The 21,698-nt window shown below is 61.9% G+C and carries 22 protein-coding genes; 7 read left to right on the forward strand and 15 right to left on the reverse strand.

Going from position 1 to position 21,698, the window contains the following annotated elements:
- Positions 1–32: 32 nt before the first annotated feature.
- On the reverse strand, positions 33–1,151 hold the full coding sequence (ald, locus tag AB3N21_RS18550; RefSeq protein WP_367936610.1) for an alanine dehydrogenase: 1,119 nt from the start codon (positions 1,149–1,151) through the stop codon (positions 33–35).
- Between the two features lie 139 nt (positions 1,152–1,290).
- Between ald and AB3N21_RS18555 the strand changes: the two genes are divergently transcribed.
- Both AB3N21_RS18555 and ppk2 read left to right on the forward strand, forming a co-directional pair.
- The gene (locus AB3N21_RS18555; protein ID WP_171178114.1) at positions 1,291–1,749 is read left to right on the forward strand and encodes an Lrp/AsnC family transcriptional regulator; all 459 of its coding nucleotides are present in this window, start codon (positions 1,291–1,293) and stop codon (positions 1,747–1,749) included.
- Between the two features lie 236 nt (positions 1,750–1,985).
- The gene (ppk2, locus tag AB3N21_RS18560; protein ID WP_171178113.1) at positions 1,986–2,903 is read left to right on the forward strand and encodes a polyphosphate kinase 2; all 918 of its coding nucleotides are present in this window, start codon (positions 1,986–1,988) and stop codon (positions 2,901–2,903) included.
- 54 nt (positions 2,904–2,957) lie between these two features.
- On the opposite strand, the gene AB3N21_RS18565 is transcribed toward ppk2, so the two are convergent.
- Positions 2,958–4,337 carry a CAP domain-containing protein gene (locus AB3N21_RS18565; protein ID WP_367936611.1) on the reverse strand — a complete coding sequence of 460 codons (1,380 nt, stop codon included), beginning with the start codon at positions 4,335–4,337 and terminating at the stop codon, positions 2,958–2,960.
- Positions 4,338–4,659: 322 nt separating this feature from the next.
- On the opposite strand from AB3N21_RS18565, the gene AB3N21_RS18570 reads away from it, so the two are divergent.
- The gene (locus AB3N21_RS18570; RefSeq protein WP_367936612.1) at positions 4,660–5,661 is read left to right on the forward strand and encodes a DMT family transporter; all 1,002 of its coding nucleotides are present in this window, start codon (positions 4,660–4,662) and stop codon (positions 5,659–5,661) included.
- 12 nt (positions 5,662–5,673) lie between these two features.
- On the opposite strand, the gene AB3N21_RS18575 is transcribed toward AB3N21_RS18570, so the two are convergent.
- From AB3N21_RS18575 to rpsU, 3 genes are all read right to left on the reverse strand, one after another.
- Positions 5,674–5,967, reverse strand: a complete 294-nt coding sequence (locus AB3N21_RS18575) for a protealysin inhibitor emfourin (RefSeq protein WP_171178110.1) — start codon at positions 5,965–5,967, stop codon at positions 5,674–5,676.
- Between the two features lie 52 nt (positions 5,968–6,019).
- The gene (locus AB3N21_RS18580; protein ID WP_171178108.1) at positions 6,020–7,108 is read right to left on the reverse strand and encodes a M4 family metallopeptidase; all 1,089 of its coding nucleotides are present in this window, start codon (positions 7,106–7,108) and stop codon (positions 6,020–6,022) included.
- A gap of 162 nt (positions 7,109–7,270) precedes the next feature.
- A complete protein-coding gene (gene rpsU / locus AB3N21_RS18585; RefSeq protein ID WP_005614280.1) occupies positions 7,271–7,477 on the reverse strand; it encodes a 30S ribosomal protein S21 in 207 nt (68 codons plus the stop codon).
- 114 nt (positions 7,478–7,591) lie between these two features.
- Between rpsU and AB3N21_RS18590 the strand changes: the two genes are divergently transcribed.
- The gene (locus AB3N21_RS18590; protein ID WP_367936613.1) at positions 7,592–8,281 is read left to right on the forward strand and encodes a COQ9 family protein; all 690 of its coding nucleotides are present in this window, start codon (positions 7,592–7,594) and stop codon (positions 8,279–8,281) included.
- 65 nt (positions 8,282–8,346) lie between these two features.
- Positions 8,347–9,333 carry an NAD(P)H-quinone oxidoreductase gene (locus tag AB3N21_RS18595; RefSeq protein WP_367936614.1) on the forward strand — a complete coding sequence of 329 codons (987 nt, stop codon included), beginning with the start codon at positions 8,347–8,349 and terminating at the stop codon, positions 9,331–9,333.
- Between the two features lie 75 nt (positions 9,334–9,408).
- Here the strand turns inward: AB3N21_RS18595 and AB3N21_RS18600 are convergent, their stop codons facing one another.
- Positions 9,409–10,266 (reverse strand): DUF2189 domain-containing protein, encoded by an 858-nt coding sequence (locus tag AB3N21_RS18600; protein ID WP_367936615.1) that lies wholly within the window; start codon positions 10,264–10,266, stop codon positions 9,409–9,411.
- Positions 10,267–10,564: 298 nt separating this feature from the next.
- Here AB3N21_RS18600 and AB3N21_RS18605 point away from each other — a divergent pair, with 298 nt between their 5' ends.
- Complete coding sequence (locus AB3N21_RS18605) at positions 10,565–11,548, forward strand: quinone oxidoreductase (RefSeq protein ID WP_367936616.1); 984 nt, start codon at positions 10,565–10,567, stop codon at positions 11,546–11,548.
- 48 nt (positions 11,549–11,596) lie between these two features.
- Here the strand turns inward: AB3N21_RS18605 and AB3N21_RS18610 are convergent, their stop codons facing one another.
- Both AB3N21_RS18610 and AB3N21_RS18615 read right to left on the reverse strand, forming a co-directional pair.
- Positions 11,597–12,187 carry a GNAT family N-acetyltransferase gene (locus AB3N21_RS18610; protein WP_367936617.1) on the reverse strand — a complete coding sequence of 197 codons (591 nt, stop codon included), beginning with the start codon at positions 12,185–12,187 and terminating at the stop codon, positions 11,597–11,599.
- 96 nt (positions 12,188–12,283) lie between these two features.
- Positions 12,284–13,681: an aspartate aminotransferase family protein gene (locus tag AB3N21_RS18615; RefSeq protein ID WP_367936618.1), complete on the reverse strand. Its 1,398-nt coding sequence runs from the start codon at positions 13,679–13,681 to the stop codon at positions 12,284–12,286.
- 220 nt (positions 13,682–13,901) lie between these two features.
- Between AB3N21_RS18615 and AB3N21_RS18620 the strand changes: the two genes are divergently transcribed.
- Positions 13,902–15,530, forward strand: coding sequence for an acyl-CoA synthetase (locus AB3N21_RS18620; protein WP_367936619.1), 1,629 nt, complete (start codon positions 13,902–13,904; stop codon positions 15,528–15,530).
- 175 nt (positions 15,531–15,705) lie between these two features.
- On the opposite strand, the gene AB3N21_RS18625 is transcribed toward AB3N21_RS18620, so the two are convergent.
- The 7 genes from AB3N21_RS18625 to fahA all read right to left on the reverse strand — a co-directional run bounded on the left by AB3N21_RS18625 (position 15,706) and on the right by fahA (position 21,649).
- Positions 15,706–16,041, reverse strand: a complete 336-nt coding sequence (locus tag AB3N21_RS18625; protein WP_367936620.1) for a DOPA 4,5-dioxygenase family protein — start codon at positions 16,039–16,041, stop codon at positions 15,706–15,708.
- A gap of 93 nt (positions 16,042–16,134) precedes the next feature.
- A complete protein-coding gene (gene maiA / locus AB3N21_RS18630; RefSeq protein ID WP_367936621.1) occupies positions 16,135–16,773 on the reverse strand; it encodes a maleylacetoacetate isomerase in 639 nt (212 codons plus the stop codon).
- Between the two features lie 68 nt (positions 16,774–16,841).
- Complete coding sequence (locus AB3N21_RS18635; protein WP_367936622.1) at positions 16,842–17,384, reverse strand: VOC family protein; 543 nt, start codon at positions 17,382–17,384, stop codon at positions 16,842–16,844.
- 4 nt (positions 17,385–17,388) lie between these two features.
- Entirely contained in the window at positions 17,389–17,586 is a 198-nt protein-coding gene (locus AB3N21_RS18640; RefSeq protein WP_367936623.1) for a DUF2783 domain-containing protein, read from the reverse strand.
- A gap of 5 nt (positions 17,587–17,591) precedes the next feature.
- Positions 17,592–19,202: an FAD-dependent oxidoreductase gene (locus AB3N21_RS18645; RefSeq protein ID WP_367936624.1), complete on the reverse strand. Its 1,611-nt coding sequence runs from the start codon at positions 19,200–19,202 to the stop codon at positions 17,592–17,594.
- A gap of 153 nt (positions 19,203–19,355) precedes the next feature.
- The gene (locus tag AB3N21_RS18650) at positions 19,356–20,306 is read right to left on the reverse strand and encodes an MBL fold metallo-hydrolase (RefSeq protein WP_367936625.1); all 951 of its coding nucleotides are present in this window, start codon (positions 20,304–20,306) and stop codon (positions 19,356–19,358) included.
- An 86-nt stretch (positions 20,307–20,392) separates the two neighbouring features.
- Positions 20,393–21,649, reverse strand: coding sequence for a fumarylacetoacetase (fahA, locus tag AB3N21_RS18655; protein ID WP_367936626.1), 1,257 nt, complete (start codon positions 21,647–21,649; stop codon positions 20,393–20,395).
- Positions 21,650–21,698: the final 49 nt, after the last annotated feature.

A 21,698-nucleotide genomic window follows, 5' to 3' on the forward strand; every position in this document is an offset into this window, starting at 1 on the left:
GGGCGCTTTCAGGGGCGGGAGCACCACGTCTCTCAGGCCTTCACCACCACGCCTGGCGACACCACGTCGATGCCAAGCGCCTTGCCGACGGCGTAGTAGGTGAGTTGACCGGCATGCACATTCAGACCGGCCAGCAGGTGCGGATCGTCCTGGCAGGCCTGTTTCCAGCCCTTGTCGGCCAGTGCCAGCATGAACGGCATGGTGGCGTTGCCCAGTGCGATGGTCGAGGTACGCGCCACCGCGCCCGGCATGTTGGCCACGCAGTAGTGCATGATGCCGTCCACGTTATAGATCGGGTCCGCATGGGTGGTGGCACGCGAGGTTTCGAAACAGCCGCCCTGGTCGATGGCAACGTCCACGAGCGCCGCGCCGGGCTTCATGGTCGAAAGCTGTTCGCGGGTGATCAGTTTGGGGGCGGCGGCACCCGGGATCAGCACCGCACCGATCACCATGTCAGCCTCGGCCACAAGCTCGGCGGTGTTGCCCTTGGAGGCATACGAGGTCTTGAACTCGCTACGCATGGTGTCGTCGAGATAGCGCAGACGGGGCAGGCTCATGTCCAGCACGGTTACTTCCGCGCCCATGCCTGCCGCGACGCGCGCCGCATGCGTGCCCACCACGCCGCCACCGATCACGACAACCTTGGCCGGGCCCACGCCAGGAACCCCGCCCATCAGCACGCCGCGGCCGCCATTGGCCTTCTGCAGCGTCCAGGCGCCCACCTGCGGTGCCAGTTTGCCCGCCACTTCGGACATGGGCGCCAGCAGCGGCAGGCCGCCATTCCGGTCAGTCACGGTCTCATACGCAATGGCGGTGCAGCCCGAGGCCAGCAGGTCATGGGTCTGATCCGGGTCCGGCGCGAGGTGCAGGTAGGTGAACAGCAACTGCCCTTCGCGCAGCATCTTGCGCTCGACCGCCTGCGGCTCCTTCACCTTGACGATCATGTCGGCGGTGGCGAACACCTCTTCGGCGGTGTCGACGATGCGGGCCCCGGCCTCGACATAGGCCGCGTCGTCGAACCCGGCACCAAGCCCGGCCTTGGTCTCGATGATCACCTCATGCCCACGCACAACCGCTTCCTGGGCCGCGTTGGGGGTCATGCCCACGCGGAACTCCTGAGGTTTGATTTCCTTTGGACACCCGATTTTCATTGTCCATCCTCTCCATTCATAAACTGCCTAAATTATGTGCAAAACAGGGCGCAATTTCTGTGAAACTCCACTCGTCTTTGTTGCTAAATGCGGGATAGAATTCGATATTATGCTAATTTTCTGCAATGGATGTGCGTGAATGAGCCTCGATGCAACGGATCGAAAGATTCTGGCCGCGCTTCAGAACAAGGGCCGGATGTCGAATGCCGAGCTGTCAGAGCAGGTCAATCTGTCTCCCTCAGCCTGCCACCGACGCGTACAGCGGCTTGAGGCGGACGGCTATATTCGCAATTACGTGGCGTTGCTGGATGCGCGCAAGATGGGCGTGCCCACCACGGTCTTTGTCGAGATCACACTGCAGGGTCAGGCTGAAGAGGTGCTGGACGCGTTCGAGCGGGCAGTGGCGCGGATACCGGATGTGCTGGAATGCCATCTGATGGCGGGAACGGCGGACTATATCCTCAAGGTCGTGGCCGAAAACACCGAGGATTTCGCCCGCATTCACAAGCAATACCTGTCGCGGCTGCCGGGGGTGGCGCAGATGCAGAGCTCGTTTGCGTTGCGGACGGTTTTCAAAACCACGGCCCTGCCGGTCTGAACGGCGGAAATCCGCACCGGGCTTGCGTCAAAGTTGTCGCTTGTAAACCCGGGACATACATAGGATTTTAGAGTGATCCCGCGTCTCCTGCCTGCACATCGGGCATCCCGCCCGAATACTCCGTTCAAACGGGGGGTGCCGGATTTGTTGCAGGCGGCGATATCGCGCGGATGACGCCTGAAATTTACTATACTCCGGTAACGGAGTGCGACGCATTGGACGAGAAGGAGCAGATCTTGAACTACGACGCTGAAGACCCGAATAAGGACTGGCTGGCTGCCGAATTGGAGGACACGCTGGACGAGGATTTCGAGATCGAGTTCAGCGAGCCGATGCTGTCGATGGAAGTCCGCAAGATCTACAGGAACCAGCACCCGAACATGCTGGACCGCAAGGTCTATTTCCGCAACCTGCTGCGGCTGCAGGCCGAACTGATCAGGGTGCAGGACTGGGTGATGCATACCGGTGCCAAGGTCTGCATCCTGTTCGAAGGCCGCGACAGCGCAGGCAAAGGCGGTGTGATCAAGCGGATCACCCAGCGTCTGAACCCGCGTGTGGCCCGTGTCGTGGCCCTGCCGGCCCCCAGCCGCCGCGAGCAGAGCCAGTGGTATTTCCAGCGTTACGTGCCGCATCTGCCGGCAGCGGGTGAAATCGTGCTGTTCGACCGCTCATGGTACAACCGCGCAGGCGTCGAACGGGTGATGGGGTTCGCATCAGACGATCAGGTCGAGCAGTTCTTTCAGGACGTTCCGGAATTCGAACGCATGCTGGTCCGTTCGGGGATTATTTTGCTGAAATACTGGTTCTCGATCACGGATGAAGAGCAGCAGCTCCGATTCCTCATGCGCATCCACGATCCGATGAAGCAATGGAAACTGTCACCCATGGACCTGGAGTCCCGCATCCGGTGGGAATCCTACACAAAAGCCAAGGAGGATATGTTCTTTCGCACCAACATCCCCGAGGCGCCGTGGTATATCGTCGAAGGCAACGACAAGAAGCGCGAGCGTCTGAACTGCATCGAGCACTTACTGACGCGAATTCCATATGACGACGTACCGCAGGAAAAGGTCACGCTGCCGGACCGCAAATACAACCCGGATTACGAGCGGCGGGTTCTGCCGGACGAGCTTTACGTTCCCAAGGTCTACTAAGAAAAAACGCCCCGTCTCGACGGGGCGTTTTCTTGAGCGGGTTGATTGCCTGGATCAGAACAGGAAGTCGCCAGCGTTCAGATCGGAAAGCAGGGTGTTTTCCAACAGCATGGTGTGACCCGCGCCGTCGTCAATAAGGACATTTCCGCCCGACTGGGTCATGTGGTTGGCGCTCAGATCCGCGAAATTGGTGATCTGCGCCGAAGACCGCAGGTCGATACGATCAATGCCCTCGAAGTCCTTGACCGTATCGATTCCCTTGCCAAAGATGAACGTATCGGCGCCGGCGCCGCCGTGCAGGACATTGGTGCCAGTCCCTCCGGCAATGATATCATTTCCATTGCCTCCCCAAACAAGATCATCCCCGTCTCCGGCAAAGATCTTGTCCCAGCCATTGTCACCATACATCCTGTCGGCACCGCCATGACCTTCTAGAACGTCATCGCCGTTCATTCCGCGCATCGTGTCGTTTCCGGCACCGCCATAGGCAAAGTCATTTCCGATACCGGAGTAGATTACATCGTTTCCGTTTCCGCCTCTGGAACGGTCATGGCCATCACCGGCAAAAATCTTGTCGTTGCCATTGTTGCCGAAAATTCTGTCGGCGCCAGCATGGCCTTCCAAAACGTCATCGCCGTTCATGCCGTGCATGGCGTCATGTCCGGCGCCGCCATAGACAAAGTCATTTCCGATGCCGGCGTAGATTATGTCGTTTCCGTCTCCCCCCCATGCGCGATCATGGCCGTCTCCGGCAAAGATCCTGTCATGTCCGCCATTGCCATGAATTCTGTCAGCCCCATCGTTGCCCTCAAGAGTGTTGTTTGCTGAGGATCCCTCCAGGATGTCGTTGCCCTCACGGCCTACCAGCTTTCCGGGGGTGGCAGCAGCAAGAACAAGCCAGTCCGCCGCGTCCGTCCCCTCGGTGCCGGCAGGAACGACTTTTCTGACCGGGCCTCCGCCCCCGCCGCCACCGCCGGTATCCAACTGCACGGCAGCCGAGGTTTTCGCAAAGTTCTGAGTGACCATGATCGCGTCGTAACCCTGGAACCTTCCGGTCTCGATCCCGATGCCGATCACCGTGACGTCAGGATTGAGAATGTTCGCCCGGTGGCCTGAGCTGTTCATCAGGCTGTCGTGCAGGTTCTCCACATCGTCGCTCAGACCAGGAGCGCCCCTCAAGCTTTGCCAAGCAATGTTCTCGGCCCAGGTCCAACTGCCTGAAAACACAAATCCCGCGTCGCGCATCCGGTCGCCGGCGGATGACCCTCCGCTGCCGGTATGCGAGAAATTACCGGATCGCAGCATCCAGTCGCTGTGGTCTTCGGATGAATCGTTCAGCCTGAGTTCCAGCTGGACCGGGTTGAGCCCGCGCGATGCGCGCTCGGCGTTGATTAAGTCCAGCATTTGCCGTTCGAGTGAGCTGGCTACGGACATGTGAGTGACTCCTGTGAGTGGTGCTATTATCCCCACCCCCCTTTAGTGGCAGCATTAAGGCAGAGAAAAGGAGCCACGCGGTTGTTACCGGTCGGCGGCAGATTGCAGCCGGATTTGTAACGCAAGATGTGCGAGAAGCTGCACGGCAAACTGCGTTTCCGAAAGGCGGCAGAAAGCTGCGCAGGCCTGCCCTCACGGATGGCGGTTCTTCACGCAGAATTTTGGTTTGCCCGGGTCCGGAAACGACTCGGTTGTCGCGGATCTGCAAGATCGCTCCACCCGATCGGGCAGCCTTGAGCAATTCTCACGCGCGGAGTTGGACATGGTTGCAACCGACCCCAACACAATGGCGCGAGGCGGTGGAACGTCCGAGTCGCGCCCCTTGTTCGGCATTCTGTGGCTGTTGTTGGCCACCACCCTGTTTCCTGTTCAGGACGTCATCATCAAAGGCCTCAGCGGCGATCTTGCGGTGCATCAGATCGTCTTTTGGCGCGGCATTTTTGCCCTGCCGCTGGTGGCCGCCATCGCATGGTACGAAGGGTCACTCTGGCCGCTGAAACTGGGCTCGGTGCCGCTGCAAGGGCTGCGGGCAGGGACGGCGTTTTGCTCTTATCTGGTCTATTACATGGCGCTGGCGGCGATTGGCATGGCTGAAACTGCGGCAATCACCTTTTCGACGCCGATTTTCGTCACCATCCTTGCCACCATCTTTCTGGGCGAGCGGATCGGCTGGTATCGCTGGCTGGCGGTTGTCATGGGACTGGTCGGAGTGGTGGTGATCGTGCAACCCGGCGCGGCGGTGTTCGAACCGGCGGCGGTGCTGGCATTGCTGGCGGCAGTTGCTTATGCCATCTCGATCATCTGCACCCGCCGTCTGGGCAGCCGTAGCAATGGCGGCGCGATGACGCTGTTCTCGGTGATTTTCTTCATCCTGGGCGGAGGCGTTCTGGGGCTGATCTTCTCGGGCCTACAAACCGCGTCGCCGCATCCGAGCCTTGCCTTCCTCTACCGGGACTGGGTGGCGCCGGGTGCGACGGACTGGCTGCTACTGATGGTGCTGGGCTGTACCTCTGGCGTCGGGTTCTTTGCGCTGAGCCAGGCCTATCGGCTGGCCGAGGCCAGCGTGGTCACCCCGTTCGAATACACCTACCTGCCATGGGCGATCCTGTGGGGGTATCTGATGTTCGGCGCGTTGCCGGGGGTATCCACATGGATCGGCCTGACCCTGATCGTGGGGGCCGGGCTGCTGATCGTGTTCCGCGAAACCTTGCGGGGCCGCAGTGTGGTGCGCCGCCGGGGGCTGGGGGTGCTGCGGCAGAGGTGAGCCGCAGCGCCGCTACATTTCGTCGATCAGATCCAGCATCTCGGGCGAGAGCTGATCCTCGCGCAGCTCGAATACCCGAGGTTCCCCGTCCTCACCGGTCACCACGATGCGATAGGTGATCATGTCCGCCCCGACGCCCTCGAAACCTTCGGTCTCTGCGGCGATCTTGCCAAGCTGTTCGGGATCGAACGCCGTGCAATAGGTTTGCGCCAGTTCCGGCGGCTGGCTGGAAGGGTCGAACCGCTTGTCTATGCCAGCCGCTGCCAGTCCGGCAAAGCCGCCACTTGAGGTGATTTCGATAATCATTGCAAGACATCCTGCTATGGCATCGGGCGTTCCCAACGGCGGCTCCTCGTGCTCAGACCGAGATACCCACAAGCCGCCAGGCCCGGCGAAGCATCATCATCTCATAGCTGCCGACCCCGTGCAAATCGATTGCCGCGTCCAGGGTCTGCGCCGCCCAGTCGCCGAACGTGGCCAGGGGGTTGTTGAGGTTCTGCAAGGCCCGGTACCAGATATGGCCCGGCTTCTCCCAGGCATTTCCGCCCAGATACATGCAGTAGAGATAGAAGGCGTGATTGGGAATGCCCGAGTTGATGTGGACGCCGCCATTGTCGTCGGTGGTGTTGACGAACAGGTCCATGTGATAGGGCTGCGGGTCCTGACCCAGCAGGCCGTCGGAATAGGCGGTGCCAGGGGCCTTGAGGCTGCGCAGGGCGACACCGTTGACGCCTGAACCCAGGATGCCCTTGCCCACCAACCAGTCGGCCTCATACACATTCTGCCCCAGTTTGCGCTGAACCGTCATCGAGCCAAAGACATCCGCCACGCTTTCGTTCAGCGCGCCCGATTGCCCCTGATAGACCAGCCCGCCCGAGAACTGCACCACGCCATGCGCCATCTCATGCCCGATGACCGACAGTTCGGTGAAGGTCTGGAAAATCTGCCCGTCGCCATCGCCATAGGCCATCTGATTTCCATTCCAGAAGGCGTTGTTGTAATTGCGGCGGTGATGAACGGTCGCGATCAGCGGCAGGCCCTGACCATCCAGCGAGTTGCGGTTGAATTCGGTGGAAAACAGGTCGAACACCTCACCGGCGCCGTCATAGGCCTCGTCAGCGGCTGAATCGCCGGTGGCCGGGTCGCCCTCTGCCCTCACCAGAGTGCCGGGCAGCGCGGCCCGGTTGCCGCCATCATGGATGCGGCGGTCGCACACATGCGCGGCTGCTGCGGGTTGGGCCAGCGCCGAAGTGACAAAGGCCCCGACCCGGCCTTCGTTCGGCACCATCACGCCGGTGCTCTGGTCGGCACGGTCCTTCCGAACCTGCTTGTTCTGCTTCAGCATCGAGCGTGCCATTTTCTGAACGGAGGCGTCGCCACGCATGGCCATGACGCGCAGCATGTGGGGCGGCACGATGCAGTTGATGGGGTTGTGAGAGGTACACATAATAAAATTCCTTCGTGTTAAAGAAGGAAATTATACCACAAAACGACAGATTCGGGCAGGCGCGGCACCGCTCTCAGCAATCCGGTGCCCAAAACGACAAACCCCCGGGCGGGGCCTCGGGGGTCGTCAAATAGTGTCATCCAAAGCTGGACGAGCGAGATCTTAGAGCAGACCTTCGCGCTGGGCTTTCTTGCGTGCCAGCTTACGGGCACGGCGGATCGCTTCCGCTTTCTCGCGCGCTTTCTTCTCGGACGGCTTCTCGAAATGTTGCTTGAGCTTCATTTCACGGAACACGCCTTCGCGCTGCAGCTTCTTCTTCAGGGCACGGAGCGCCTGATCGACATTGTTGTCGCGAACACTAACCTGCATGTGGTTGTCACCACCTTTCTAAGTTTCGAGTTGCAAGGAAGTTTGCAGGAGTTGGCCGTATAGCAAAGCCCCGGTAAGTTGTCTAGTACTGGGGCCGAGATCGGGAGATTTGCCATGACCACGCCATACGAAGACGCGAAAGCCCAGTTGTTGGACGCCGCCCTTGCCCATGTTCCCTTTGACGGCTGGTCCGAGGCAACGTTCCGTGCCGCGATCGCCGACAGTGATTTGGACGAGGGGTTGGCCCGCGCCGTTTGTCCGCGCGGTGCAGTCGATCTGGCACTGGCCTATCACGCGCGCGGCGATGCGCTGATGCTGGAACGTCTGACCTCCGAGGACCTGTCGCATCTGAAATTCCGCGAAAAGGTCGCCACAGCCGTGCGCTTTCGGCTTGAGGCCGCTTGCGACCGCGAGGCGGTTCGGCGCGGCACCACGCTGTTTTCGCTGCCCGCCTATGCCGCTGACGGGATCAAGGCGATCTGGGGCACCTGCGATGCGATCTGGACCGCGCTGGGCGACACCTCGGACGATGTGAACTGGTACACCAAGCGGGCGACGCTGTCGGGGGTCTATTCCTCGACCGTGCTGTTCTGGCTGGGCGACGATTCGCCCGATCATCAGGCCACGTGGGACTTCCTCGACCGCCGGATCGAGAACGTGATGCAGTTCGAGAAGTTCAAGGCGGCGGTGCAGAAGAACCCGCTGCTGAAACCCTTCCTTGCCGGACCGAACTGGCTGGCCGGTCAGATCAAGGCGCCATCCGGCATGCCAGACCTGCCCGGGTCGCTTTCCCCACGCCGCTGACCGCGCCCGGGCTTTGCGCCCGGGAATGCACCTGCTAGGCATGGGGCACATCAACAGGAGGTCCCATGTCCCAGGAAATGCGCGCCGTCGAGATCAGCCAGCCCGGCGGACCTGAAGTCCTGCAACTCACCGCCCGTCCCGTGCCCGAGGCAGCCACCGGCCAGGTGGTGCTCAAGGTGGCCTATGCCGGGGTGAACCGCCCCGACGCGTTGCAGCGCGCAGGTGCCTATGATCCGCCGCCCGGCGCCAGCGATTTGCCGGGGTTGGAATGCTCGGGCGAGGTCGTCGCGGTCGGTGCCGGCGCCGAGGGGCTGTCGGTGGGCGACAAGGTCTGTGCCCTACTGCCGGGCGGCGGCTATGCCGAATACGTCTCCACCCCCGCCGCGCATTGCCTGCCGGTGCCCGATGGGATGGGGATGAAACAGGCCGCCTGCCTGCCCGAGACCTTCTTTACCGTCTGGTCGAATGTCTTCACTCGTGGCGGGCTGAAGGCGGGGGAGCGGTTTCTGGTCCATGGCGGCTCCAGCGGGATCGGCACCACGGCGATTCAACTGGCCCATGCCTTTGGCGCTCGCGTCTTCGCCACCGCCGGTTCGGATGAGAAATGTCAGGCGTGCTTCGATCTGGGGGCGGAGAAAGCGATCAACTACCGCGACGAGGATTTCGTCAAGGCGATGCGCGCCGAGGGCGGGGCGAACCTGATCCTCGACATGGTGGGCGGCGACTACATCCCGCGCAACGTCAAGGCGCTGGCCGAGGATGGGCGGTTGGTGCAGATCGCCTTCCTTCAGGGTCCGGTGGTCGAACTGAACTTTGCCCTGATGATGGTCAAGCGCCTGACCCTGACCGGCAGCACTCTCCGCCCGCAGAGCGATCTGGCCAAGGCGCAGATCGCGCAGGATCTGCGCGAGGCGGTCTGGCCGCTGCTCGCGGCGGGCAAGGTTGCGCCGGTGATGGACAGTGAGTTCGAACTGGCGGATGCGGCGGCGGCCCATGCGCGGATGGAAAGCTCGGGCCATATAGGCAAGATCGTTCTGAAGGTTTCTGGCTGACGCGAAAAGCCCCGGGAACGAGCCCGGGGCTTTTTGAGTGGCGGCGATTGATACCCAAGGATACCCGGGGATGTGTCAGGCGACGGCCCGGCGATAGAGATGCCAGGTCGCGTGCCCCAAAACCGGCATCACCACGATCAGCCCCAACAGCAGCGGTATGGAGCCTACGACCAGCAGGCCAGCCACGATGGCGCCCCAGCTCAGGATGACCACCGGATTGTGCCGCAGCACCCGCACCGAGGTCACCACCGCCACCGGCACCCCGACCTTGCGGTCGAGCAGCAGCGGAAAGCTGACAACGCTGATGGCCAAGGCGGCCAGAGCAAACAGGAACCCTACAAGAGTGCCGACAACAATCATGGTCCAGCCTGCGGTCGTGGTCAGCGTGTCCCGGACAAAGGCAGTGAGCGAAGCCGGCGGCTCGGGGCCGAGGGTCTGGACATAGACGCTTTGCGCCATCATCAGCCAGATCAGAAACAGCATCGTCAGGTAGAACCCCAGCACTAGAATCGCGCCGAACGAGGGCGAACGGAAGACGCCGAACGCGTCCAGCCAATGCACTTCAAGCCTCTGTTCGCGGCGGCGGCTGATCTCGTACAGACCGACGGCGGCAACCGGCCCCAGCAGGGCGAACCCGGCCACCAGCGGCGCCAACAGCGGGATCATGTCCATCTGCATGCTGAACCCGAACAGAACCAGCCCCGCCAGAGGATAGACGATTGCAATGAATATCGCGTCGGCACGGATTGCGAGAAAATCCTGATACCCCGCCCTCAGGCAGTCGGTCAGATCCTGCATCGTCAGTGTCTGCACCATAGGAAGCTCGCGCGTGTCCGAACTGCCGATCTGGCTGACACTATCCGAGACATGTTCGCCGGTGGCGCCCAGATTGCGGGCGGCCCACGAGATTGGGTTTCCGATTGTCTTTGCCATGGTCATTCCCTTCCTTGGCGTGAGCGGTGCGCCGCGGAATGGGTCCGGCATCCGGAAAGCGTCAGACCGGACCGACCGGCAACGCCTGAGCCAAGTATAGCACAGATCGGCAAATGGACGAATCACCTCTATGCAATAGGGCATTGTGCAGCCGGACAGGATTGCATCAGCCTTTCGAGAAATCGAAGCGACACGGACATCACCAATATCGCAAGAGCACCGCAGGTGCGGCAGGGTATTGGAGATTCAACTTTTTCCCGAAACGCTATAGCTTGGCTGCAAACCGGAGGAGCACATCATGAGCGACACTGCACGTACCGTTGTCATTCACGAGGTTGGCGGGCCCGAGGTTCTGCGCCTTGAGGACCGCCCGCTGGGCGAGCCGGGGCCCGGCGAAGTCCGCATCCGCCATCACGCCTGCGGGCTGAACTTCATCGATATCTACCAGCGCACCGGTCTCTATCCGATGGAGCTGCCCCATGCGCTGGGCATGGAGGCGGCCGGCGTGATCGAGGCGGTGGGCGAGGGGGTCACTCACCTGCAACCCGGCGATCGTGCCGCCTATGCCGCATCTCCTTCCGGGGCCTATGCCGAGGCGCGGGTGATGCCCGCCGCGCAGGTCTGCCCGTTGCCCGAGGGGATCGAGTTCGAAACCGCCGCCGCCGCGATGCTCAAGGGCATGACGGTCGAGTATCTCTTTCACCGCACCACCTCGCTACACCGGGGCGATACGGTGCTGTTCCACGCCGCGGCGGGCGGTGTCGGGTTGATCGCCTGCCAATGGGCGAAATCCGAGGGGATCAAATTGATCGGCACTGCCGGGACGGACGAGAAATGCGATCTGGCGCTGGCTCATGGCGCCGCAACCTGCATAAACTACCGGACCGAGGATTTCGCCGCGCGAGTGCGTGACCTGACCAAGGGCGAGGGCGTGGATGCGGTGATGGATGCGGTGGGCGCCGACACGTTCGAAGGCTCGCTCGACAGCCTCAAACCGCTGGGCATGATGATCTCATTCGGTAATGCGTCAGGCCCGGTGCCGCCGGTCAATATCGGCATTCTGGGGCAGAAAGGATCGCTCAAGATCACCCGGCCCACGCTGTTTACCCACATATCCCGGCACGAGACCTGTCAGGCCATGGCGCGGCGGCTGTTTGGAAAGATCACGGGCAGCGAGGTCAAAATCCGCATCGACCAGCACTTCCCGCTTGAGGCCGTGGCCGATGCGCATCGCGCGTTGGAGGCGCGGCAAACCACAGGCAGCACGGTGCTGACACCATGAACGTAAATTAAGGAATTGAACTAAGCACCGGGCGTGCAGCCTGACCCCTTAGCCTCGGGGTTTCTCAAGCTGCCATTGCAGATTTACCTTCACCGTCGGCCATTCGGGCGCCGTGATCGAGTAGACCGCCGTATCGCGCAGCGTGCCGTTGGCCATGATCATGTGCGCCCGCAGAACCCCATCCAGCTTGGCGCCCAGCCGCTCGATGGCGCGGCGGCTCTGGTGATTGATGAAATGGGTGCGGAACTCGACTGCAATGGCGTCCAGCACCTCGAAGGCGTGACGCAGCAAGAGCAGCTTGCACTCGGTATTGAGCGGCGTGCGCTGCACCGCTTTGCGGTACCAGGTCGAGCCGATCTCTAGCCGCCGGTTGGGGTGGTCGATATTCATGTAGGTGGTCATGCCAACCGCCTTGCCCGAGGCATCGAGCACCGCAAAAGGCACCATGCTACCGCCTTCCAGCAGGTGCAGACGCCGGGCGATTTCATCTTCGACGCCCTCCGGGGCAGGCACCGTTGTGTACCAGAGGCGGTGCAGCTCGCCATCGGCCGCCGCCTCGCGCAGCTCGCCCGCATGTGCAGCGGACAAGGGAACCGCGGCGCAATGCTGACCGGTCAGCGAAACGGGCGTGGCCCACATGGAAGTACCCTCCACAAAAGACAGGACCGGCGCGGTGCGCGCCGGTCCCGGTAAACCTGTCATGATCGGGGAGAAATAGACAGGTAAATTAACAGCTTACCCGAACACGCGGCCCAGAGCGCCGTCCACGGCGTCGGTGATCTGGTCGATATCGTCCGTAGTCGCGATCAGCGCGGGCGAGAAGCACAGCGTGTTGTTGCGGCCCGGCAGCGAGCGGTTGGTCACGCCGATGATCACGCCCTGGTTCATACAGTCGGCCACGACCGCCTGCGCCAGTTTCTCGTCCACCGGTTCCTTGGTCGAACGGTCCGCAACCAGTTCGGCGCCCAGGAACAGACCCTTGCCACGTACGTCGCCCACGACCTTGTGCTTTTCCATCAGCGCCTGCAGGTTGCCCATCATCCGCTCGCCCATTGCGGTGCAGTTCTGCAGCAGGTTCTCATCCTCGATGATCCGCATGTTCTCGATCGCCGCCGCCGGACCGGCGGTGCAGCCGCCAAAGGTCGAGATGTCGCGGAAATAGTTCAGCGGATCCGAGGTGTCGTCCTTGAACATCTCAAAGACTTCCTCGGTGGTTACCATGCAGGCAATCGCCGCATAGCCCGAGGCGACGCCCTTGGCCATGGTCACGAAATCCGGCTTGATGCCATATTGCTGATAGCCGAACCAGGTGCCGGTCCGGCCCACCCCGCAGACAACCTCGTCGATATGCAGCAGCACATCGTATTTCTTGCAGATCTCCTGTACCCGCTCCCAATAGCCGGCGGGTGCCTCGATCACGCCGCCGCCTGCGGTCACCGGCTCAAGGCACAGCGCGCCGACGGTTTCGGGACCTTCGCGCAGGATCACCTCTTCGATGGCGTCGGCTGCGGCCTGACCGAAGGCTTCGCCCGACAGGTCCTCCTTGCCCAGCTCATGCTTGCGGTATTCCATGCAATGCGGCACGCGCACGAAATCGGGCGCAAAGGGGCCGTACTGCGCGTTGCGCTCGTCCTGACCGCCTGCCGACATGGTGGCAAGGGTCGAGCCGTGATAGTCGCGGTCGCGATAGAGGATCTTGGTCTTCTTGCCGCCATAGCGCTTATGCGCGATCTGGCGGACCATCTTGAAGGCCTTCTCGTTCGCCTCGGAGCCCGAGTTGGTGTAGTAGACCCGGCTCATGCCCGGCATCTTGTCAATCAGCATCTCGGCAAAGTTCGAGCCGGGGATCGAGCCTGCGGTATTGGCGAAATAGCACAGCTTCATCAGCTGGTCGTAAACCGCCTTGGCAATGGATTCGCGGCCATAGCCCACGTTGACGGTCCAGACGCCGCCCGAGACGGCATCCAGATGTTCCTTGCCCTTCTGATCCCAGACGCGCATGCCTTTGCCTTCGACAATGATGCGCGGATCGTTGGTTTCAAAGGGTTTATGCTGGATCAGGTGATGCCAGATATGGGCGCGGTCGGCCTCGACCACACGGGAAAGATCGTTTTCGTTGAACGTGCCGTCCATGACATGCCCTTTCAGAGTGAAGCGGTGCGCGGGAATCGGGATTGGTCCCGTCCGGGCAGGTTGTTTTCCATGTTTCAGATCAGCGCGAAAGGGCCATGTTAGATAGGGCCAGTTCGCCCGGTCGCGTATTGCCAGTCTTGCAGCCTTGGTATTTTCACGGGTTTGTCAGAGCGGTGCCTTTGTGCTCAAACTCGGATCGAAGACCAGGGAGGAATGGCAGATGACAGCGACGAATATATACGAGCGCCATCTGGATCAAAACCGTGCCAATCACACACCTCTGTCGCCGCTGAGTTATATCGAGCGGACGGCGGCGGTGTATCCCGACTATCCGTCGGTGGTTTACGGGGATCGGCGCTATAGTTGGGCCGAGACCTATGCGCGGTGCCGCCGGCTGGCCAGTGCGCTTGCGGCGCGCGGGATCGGGCGCGGCGACACTGTGTCGATCATCGCCGCCAACATCCCCGAGCTATACGAGGCGCATTTCGGCGTACCGATGGCCGGTGCGGTGTTGAACGCGATCAACACCCGTCTGGACGCGCCGGTCATCGCCTTCATCCTAAACCATGGCGAGGCCAAGGTGCTGCTGGTGGACCCGGAGTTTTCGGGCGTAGTGAAAGAGGCGCTGCAACAGGTCGAACGTTCGGATCTGTTGGTGATCGACATCGAAGACCCGAGCTATGACGGCGGCGAGAACCTAGGAGCGCTCACCTATGATGCGCTGCTGGCCGAGGGTGATCCTGAATTCGACTGGTCGCTACCAGCAGATGAATGGGACGCAATCACGCTGAACTACACGTCGGGGACCACGGGCAATCCCAAGGGGGTGGTCTATCACCATCGCGGCGCGGCGCTGAACGCGACCTCGAATATTCTGACCTGGGGCATGCCGCAACACTCGGTCTATCTGTGGACGCTGCCGATGTTTCATTGCAACGGCTGGTGTTTCCCCTGGACCATGGCCGCCAATGCGGGCGTGTCGGTCTGCTTGCGCGCGGTGCGGGACGAGCCGATCTATCGCGCCTTCCGCGAGGAAAAGGTTACTCATTTCTGCGGCGCGCCCATCGTGCTGAACATGCTGGCCAATGCGCCGGATGCGCTCAAGGATTTTGATCACGAGATCAAAGTGATGACCGCAGGCGCCCCGCCGCCCGCCGCCGTGATCGAGAAGATGGAAGGGATGGGGGTCGAGGTGACGCATGTCTATGGCCTGACCGAGACCTATGGCCCCTCGGTCGTATGCGCCTGGAAGGACGAATGGAACGACAAGGACGCCGAGCAGCGCGCGGCGTTGAAAGTGCGTCAGGGCGTCAAATACGTGGCGCTCTCGGGCCTGATGGTCGCCGATCCCGAAACGATGGAGCCGGTGCCCGCCGATGGCGAGACCATGGGCGAGATCTTCATGCAGGGTAACATCGTGATGAAGGGGTATCTGAAAAACGCTGAGGCCACCGGCGAGGTCTTCAAGGGCGGTTGGTTCGCCTCTGGCGATCTAGGGGTGATGGATCCAGACGGCTACATCGCGCTCAAGGACCGGTCAAAGGACATCATCATCTCCGGCGGTGAGAATATTTCGTCTGTGGAGGTCGAGGGCATCCTCTACAAGCACCCGGCGGTGATGGAGGCAGCCGTGGTGGCGCGGCCGGATGAAAAATGGGGTGAGACCCCCTGCGCCTTTGTCGAGCTGAAGCCTGGGGTGGAGGCCAGAGAGGCCGAACTGATCGCCTTTTGCCGGGACAACATGGCCCATTTCAAGGCGCCTAAGACGGTGGTGTTCGGGGCGTTGCCCAAGACCTCGACCGGGAAGATCCAGAAATTCGTGCTGCGCGATCAGGCCCGATCGTTGTGAACGGTTTGTGCTGGGTCAAATTTCTTCGAAGAAATTTGGGCGCCAGCCGGATCGGTTGTGCGATAGGATTGATCGGTGCATCAGGCTGAAATCAGCGCGGGGAAAGGCGTTTGGAAACGCCTTGGGCAAGCGGTTTTAACCGCTTGCAAGCCGCTTCGAAGCGGCTTTTCCCGTCTCACGCCTGATCGAAGATCGAAAGATCCAGTTCCAGCACCTCTCCCATCCAGATCGCCCGGTCACGGTGATCGGCCAGGTGATCCCCGGTATCGGGATGGGTGAAGATCGTCAGCCCCCGCCGATTTAGCATCAGCCACGGCATCACCCGGGCAAAGGCATCGGCGGCAAAGCCCAGCTGACAGCTCCAGCGCGGGTGAGGGCCCACGTTGCGGGCATGCATCCGGCCCATCTGCACCGGGAACAGGCGTGCGGCATCCTCGCAGACCTGCTGCGCGGTCTCCTGCGTGTCGGCGTCAAAATAGACATGGGCGTGATAGCCGGTGATCTCGGGCATCTGGACCTCTTTGAGCGGATGCCCTCAAACTAGGGCGTGCGGGTAGTGGTGAACACCCGCAACCGCACACAGATTCTGTGCATGAAGGAGGAGCTACGCAGGCGCGTTTGCATCCGGATGTGCGGCGGCAAAGGCTGGGTGTTCGGCACAGGCGGCCTTGGCACCCAGCAGACGCGGCATGTCCGACACGTCCACTTCCCACCGGCGCGCATTGTAGAGCTGCGGCATGAGACAGATATCGGCCAGCCCCGGTGTGTCGCCGCAGCAATAGGGGCTCTGATCGAACCCGCTCAGCAGGCTTTCAAAGGCCAGCAGCCCGGGACGGATGAAATGGCGCATCCAGTCGCCGGGCATCCCCTCAGCCCCTCCGCTCAGCGCCGTTGCGTGTTTGGCGACCTGCAGGTTGCAGACCGGGTGGATGTCGACCGCAATGGCATGGGCCAGCGCCTGCACCCGCGCGCGCGCGGCAGGCGTGGGGGGCAACAGGCCTATACCCCGAGTCTGGTCCAGATAGTCAAGGATCGCCAGTGACTGCGTCAGCCGAAGCCCGTCGATCTCGAGCACCGGCACGAAGCCCTGCGGGTTGCGGGCCAGATGCTCCGGCGATTTCTGCGCGCCTTTGGTCAGATCGACCATGACCGGGCGGTAAGCGATCCCCGCCAGATTCAACGCGATCCGCACCCGGTAGCTGGCTGAGGACCGCCAGTAGTCATAGAGCACCACGTCGCTCATCCCGTTCCTCCCAAACGCAAGACAACCGGCGCGGGGCCGATTGCCTCTGTCGCACGCATCGCCTGTGGTCAGACGTTACCCAGTTCCTTGGCATGCAGCCAGTCCGCGTGTTTGGGCGCTTTCTTGGTCTTCGACCACTCTTCCAGCATCTCCCATTTCACCGTATCCAGCTTGGCCAGCATCGCCTCTTCCTCCGGATCCGGGCAGGCCAGTTCGATGCGGTGCCCGTTCGGATCGAAGAAGTAGATCGAGTGGAAGATCGAGTGGTCGGTGACGCCCAGAACCTCGACGCCATTGGCTTCAAGGTGGTCCTTGAACGCAACCAACTCGTCGCGGTCCTTCACCTTGAAAGCAATATGCTGCACCCATTTCGGCGTGTTGGGGTCGCGGCCCATTTCGGGCTTGGTCGGCAGCTCGAAAAATGCCAGCACGTTACCGTTCCCGGCATCCAGGAACAGGTGCATGTAAGGATCGGGCTCGTGGGTCGAGGGGACGTGATCCTCGGCAATCGCCAGGATGAAGTCCATGTTCAGCATTTTGCCGTACCACTCGACGGTTTCCTTGGCGTCCTTGCAGCGATAGGCAACGTGATGGATCTGTTCGATTTTCATGGGGTTACTCCTGTTTAAGGGCGGCGGCCTTGAGCGCCTGGTCCAGCACTGCGCGGTCGCCGATATGGTTGACCAGCACCAGCACAAGGCGGGCGTTCAATGCGTCGCTGTCAGACTTTTCGAGGCCTTCATGCGCGGCCAGAAGATCGGCATAGAAATCGTCTGCGCCGTCGATATTCGGGGTCAGGATCAGATCGGTCATGTCGCTTACTCCTTGCCGGTGGCCCGGCGGATCGCGTGCCGGAACATGTTTTCGTCAAAGCTGGGACGGCGGGCGGCCACGTGCTGATCCGGGCGGATCAGGTAAACGGCGCTGTCATTGTCGCCCAGATAGCGGCGTTTCAACTCCAGCGTCGGGTCGTCCTTGACCGAAAGCGCAAGGCGGGTGACTTCGACCCCGTCCTCTTCGATCACATCCGGCGCATCCGCGTCGATGGTCAGCAGCGTGAACTTGCCGCCCAGCTTCGGCAGCAGGAACTCATCCTTCAGCGGCGCGTCGGGGCAGGGTGAGCCCGGACGGGTGCGCGCCGGTCCATCCAACGCATCTGCCGAATTGAGCGGCGAGCCGTCATAGGTGCAGGGCACGCTCAGGCGGCCGGAATTCACCAGCGGACGCGCGAATTCGTAATGCTCGCTCAGGTCCAACACCGCATCGCGCAGGGTGCGGGACATCTCGGACTTGGGCGTGATGAAATCGGTTGACCGGGTCGAGTTCAGGATATTCTCATCCGCGCCGTGAATACGCTCGATGTCATAGCTGTCCAGCAGGCTTTCCGGTGCCTTGCCGTCGAGCACCAGTTTCAGCTTCCAGCACAGGTTGTCAGTGTCCTGCAGGCCCGAATTGGCCCCGCGCGCACCGAAGGGCGAGACCTGATGCGCCGAGTCACCGGCAAAGATCACCCGGTCGTGGCGGAACTGCTCCATCCGGCGGCACTGGAATGTGTAGATGCTGACCCATTCCAGATCGAATTTCACATCCTGGCCCAGCATCGCCTTGAGGCGCGGGATGACGTTCTCGGGGCGCTTCTCGCGTTCCTTGTCGATGTCCCAGCCCAGTTGCAGGTCGATGCGCCAGACGCCATCGGGTTGTTTGTGCAGCAGTGCCGACTGGCCCTTGTTGAAGGGCGGGTCGAACCAGAACCAGCGCTCGGTGGGGAAATCGGCCTCCATGATCACGTCGGCGATCAGGAAATTGTCCTCGAACACGCGGCCGACAAAGTCCTTGCCCAGCATCGCCCGGATGGGCGATCCGGCGCCGTCGCATGCGATCAGCCAGTCGGCCTCGACCGTGTAGGAGCCTTCGGGCGTTTCCACCTCAAGCTTCACATGATCGGGATGAGTGCCGATGGCCTCGACCTTGTTGCGGCCCCGGATTTCGATGGGTGCGCCCTCGGCCTGCAACTCGCGAACGCGGTTCACCAGGTATTCTTCGAAGTAATACTGTTGCAGGTTGATGAAGGCCGGGCGCTGGTGCCCCTCCTCGGGCAGCAGGTTGAACTCATAGACCTGCCGGTCGTCGAAAAAGACCTTGCCGACGTCCCACTCGACACCCTTGTCCACCATCGGCTGGCCACAGCCCAGACGGTCGAGGATCTCCAGCGGGCGCTTGGCGAAACAGATGGCGCGGCTGCCGAAGCTGACCTTGTCATTGTCGTCAAGCACCACCACTTCGACGCCCTGCTGGGCGAGGTCGATGGCCGCGCCAAGCCCGATGGGACCCGCGCCGACGACGATCACCTTGTGGCGTGCCGGCACGGGCGCGTCCTGATCGGGACTGCGCTCGTAGGCATAGAGTGGAACTTCGAAAATCTTGTTCATGGGCTCTCCCCCCAATGGCTGTGCGTCCGAACAGGATGCAGGACGCAAATCTCCTGTCCTCCGCCACGATGGCGCCGGAGGTCTTGGCTCATGGTCACATCGTTTTTCCCGGGGCGACACGATCTGGATCAAGGTCGCCCCGCGATTCGCGGGTCAACCTTGCAGGGCTTCCCACATTTCCAGATCGCGCTGGGCGGTCCAAATGCGCGGCGTGTCGATGCCGCGTGCCTCGTCATAGGCGCGGGCCACGTTGAACGGCAGGCAGTGTTCATAGATCGCGTAGTCGGCGAATTTGGGATCGCATTCGGCGCGTACCGCGTCCCACGCCTCTTTCAATGTGCCATTGCCGGCGGCCACGCGGGCGGCGGGGCGATAGGTGCTTTCAACGAAATCGCGGGTGTTCTCGATGGCGGCGTTCACCATCTCTTTCCCGACCAGCGCATCGCCGCGACCCGGCGCGATGGCGTCCACGTCGAAGGCCTTGATATTGTCGAGCGTATCGCCCCAGTCGCCGAAATGCCCGTCGCCGCAGTAGCAGGCCGAGTGGTATTCCACGATATCGCCGGTGAACATCACGTTCTGGTCCGGCACATGGATCACGATATCGCCCGCCGTATGAGCACGGCCCAGATGCATCAGGTCCACCCGGCGGTTGCCGAGATAGACGGTCATGTCCTCGGAGAAAGTGGTGGTCGGGTAGGTCAGGCCGGGAATGCTCTCGTGCCCCTCGAACAGACGCGGGAAGCGTTGGAACTCGCTGTCCCAGTCCTCTTGCCCGCGTTCCACGACCATGGCGCGGGCGGTGTCGCCCATGATGATCTGGTTCGCGCCGAACGCGCTGGCACCTAGTACGCGGACGGCGTGGTAATGGGTCAGCACCACATGGGTGATCGGCTTGTCGGTGACCGAGCGCACGCATTCGATCACCTTGTTTGCCAGGCGCGGGGTTGCCTGAGCCTCGACAATCATCACGCTGTCATCGCCGATGATGACGCCCGAGTTGGGATCACCTTCGGCGGTGAAAGCATAGAGCCCCTCGCCCACCTCGGTGAAGCTGATTTTCTTTTCAGTCATGTCGCCTTGGGAGGCGAAAGCTTTAGCCATGGTGCTATTCCTTTTCGAACGGGGCGCCGGTGGCGGGGTCTGGATGCCTCCGGCGGGAGTATTTTGGAAAAGATGAAGTGGGGGCGTTACTTCTCGTAGGGGTTATCGAGGGCGGGCAGGACCGTGCCGCTGCAGCCGCCGAAGCCGATGGTGTAGCCATCACCCTTGGCCGCGCCCTTGAGGGTCAGCGTATCGCCATCCTCGATGAAAGAGCGGGTTTCGCCGGTATCCAGCGTCAGAGGCTCTTTTCCGCCCCAGCTAAGCTCCAGCAGCGAGCCGCGCTCGGGTTTTGTGGCACCCGAGATGGTGCCCGATCCCAGCAGGTCGCCTGCATTCATCGGGCAGCCCGATGTGGTGTGATGCGCCAGCTGCTGCGCGGCGGAGTAGTACATTTCCTTGTAGTTGGTCCGCGCGATGGTGGTGGCGTCCTTGCCTTCGGGCGCCATCGTCACCTCCAACTCGATGTCGTAGAGCATCGGGCCGCGATCCTTGAGGTGGTCCAGCAGTTCGAACTCACGCGCAGGCGTGTCGCAGCGGAACGGCTCCAGTGCGGCCTTGGTGACGATCCAGGGAGAGATCGAGGTGGCGGTGGCCTTGGCCTGGAAGGGGCCGAGCGGTTGGTATTCCCAAGCCTGGATGTCGCGGGCCGACCAGTCGTTCAGCAGGACATAGCCGAAGATGTGATCATCCGCCTCCTGCACTGTGATCGGACCGTTCGAGGGGGTGCCCACGATGGCGCCCATCTCCAGCTCGATATCGAAGCGGCGGCAGGGCAGGAAGGCGGGCAGGTCGTGGTCGGGAGACTTGAGTTGGCCCCAGGGGCGGCGGATATCGGTGCCCGACACCACGACCGAGGAGGCGCGGCCATTGTAGCCGATGGGGATGTGCAGCCAGTTGGGCGGCAGCGCGTTTTCCGGGCCGCGGAACATGGTGCCCACGTTGAAGGCATGGTTCCGGCCCGCGTAGAAGTCGGTGTACTCGCTGACGGCGAAAGGCATGTGCAACTCGGCCTTTTCCATCGGCACCAGCAGCGATTCGACCTTGTCCTGCTCTGCTGCTCCCTCGGCCAGCAGCGCGACCAGCCGCTCACGCAGGGCGGCCCAGACGGCGGGGCCTTCCTCCATCAGTTCGTTCCAGAACGGCACGTCGAACAGAGGCACATCGCTCAGGGCGATGATCCCCTCGGCCTCAGCCGTCGTCACGTCAAGGATCATGTCGCCAATGGCCACGCCACAGCGCGGGTCCGACCCCTCGGTCGAAAACACACCGTAGGGCAGGTTGTTCAGCGGAAAGGGGTGGTTGGCGTCGTTGGCCGAAGCCACCCAGCTTTTCTTAAGTGTCATCCGGATCGTCCTCGTCATCCATTGGGTCACCGGTCAGGTGCAGATACAG

It is taken from the genome of Ruegeria sp. (assembly GCF_040830605.1).
Lineage (GTDB): Bacteria > Pseudomonadota > Alphaproteobacteria > Rhodobacterales > Rhodobacteraceae > Ruegeria.

Excerpts from the sequence above, each read along its gene's own strand:
- ald (WP_367936610.1), bottom strand. The coding sequence starts at position 1,151 with ATGAAAATCGGGTGTCCAAAGGAAATCAAACCTCAGGAGTTCCGCGTG.
- AB3N21_RS18555 (WP_171178114.1), top strand. The coding sequence starts at position 1,291 with ATGAGCCTCGATGCAACGGATCGAAAGATTCTGGCCGCGCTTCAGAAC.
- AB3N21_RS18565 (WP_367936611.1), bottom strand. The coding sequence starts at position 4,337 with ATGTCCGTAGCCAGCTCACTCGAACGGCAAATGCTGGACTTAATCAAC.
- AB3N21_RS18570 (WP_367936612.1), top strand. The coding sequence starts at position 4,660 with ATGGTTGCAACCGACCCCAACACAATGGCGCGAGGCGGTGGAACGTCC.
- AB3N21_RS18575 (WP_171178110.1), bottom strand. The coding sequence starts at position 5,967 with ATGATTATCGAAATCACCTCAAGTGGCGGCTTTGCCGGACTGGCAGCG.
- AB3N21_RS18580 (WP_171178108.1), bottom strand. The coding sequence starts at position 7,108 with ATGTGTACCTCTCACAACCCCATCAACTGCATCGTGCCGCCCCACATG.
- rpsU (WP_005614280.1), bottom strand. The coding sequence starts at position 7,477 with ATGCAGGTTAGTGTTCGCGACAACAATGTCGATCAGGCGCTCCGTGCC.
- AB3N21_RS18590 (WP_367936613.1), top strand. The coding sequence starts at position 7,592 with ATGACCACGCCATACGAAGACGCGAAAGCCCAGTTGTTGGACGCCGCC.
- AB3N21_RS18595 (WP_367936614.1), top strand. The coding sequence starts at position 8,347 with ATGTCCCAGGAAATGCGCGCCGTCGAGATCAGCCAGCCCGGCGGACCT.
- AB3N21_RS18600 (WP_367936615.1), bottom strand. The coding sequence starts at position 10,266 with ATGGCAAAGACAATCGGAAACCCAATCTCGTGGGCCGCCCGCAATCTG.
- AB3N21_RS18605 (WP_367936616.1), top strand. The coding sequence starts at position 10,565 with ATGAGCGACACTGCACGTACCGTTGTCATTCACGAGGTTGGCGGGCCC.
- AB3N21_RS18610 (WP_367936617.1), bottom strand. The coding sequence starts at position 12,187 with ATGTGGGCCACGCCCGTTTCGCTGACCGGTCAGCATTGCGCCGCGGTT.
- AB3N21_RS18615 (WP_367936618.1), bottom strand. The coding sequence starts at position 13,681 with ATGGACGGCACGTTCAACGAAAACGATCTTTCCCGTGTGGTCGAGGCC.
- AB3N21_RS18620 (WP_367936619.1), top strand. The coding sequence starts at position 13,902 with ATGACAGCGACGAATATATACGAGCGCCATCTGGATCAAAACCGTGCC.
- AB3N21_RS18625 (WP_367936620.1), bottom strand. The coding sequence starts at position 16,041 with ATGCCCGAGATCACCGGCTATCACGCCCATGTCTATTTTGACGCCGAC.
- maiA (WP_367936621.1), bottom strand. The coding sequence starts at position 16,773 with ATGAGCGACGTGGTGCTCTATGACTACTGGCGGTCCTCAGCCAGCTAC.
- AB3N21_RS18635 (WP_367936622.1), bottom strand. The coding sequence starts at position 17,384 with ATGAAAATCGAACAGATCCATCACGTTGCCTATCGCTGCAAGGACGCC.
- AB3N21_RS18640 (WP_367936623.1), bottom strand. The coding sequence starts at position 17,586 with ATGACCGATCTGATCCTGACCCCGAATATCGACGGCGCAGACGATTTC.
- AB3N21_RS18645 (WP_367936624.1), bottom strand. The coding sequence starts at position 19,202 with ATGAACAAGATTTTCGAAGTTCCACTCTATGCCTACGAGCGCAGTCCC.
- AB3N21_RS18650 (WP_367936625.1), bottom strand. The coding sequence starts at position 20,306 with ATGGCTAAAGCTTTCGCCTCCCAAGGCGACATGACTGAAAAGAAAATC.
- fahA (WP_367936626.1), bottom strand. The coding sequence starts at position 21,649 with ATGACACTTAAGAAAAGCTGGGTGGCTTCGGCCAACGACGCCAACCAC.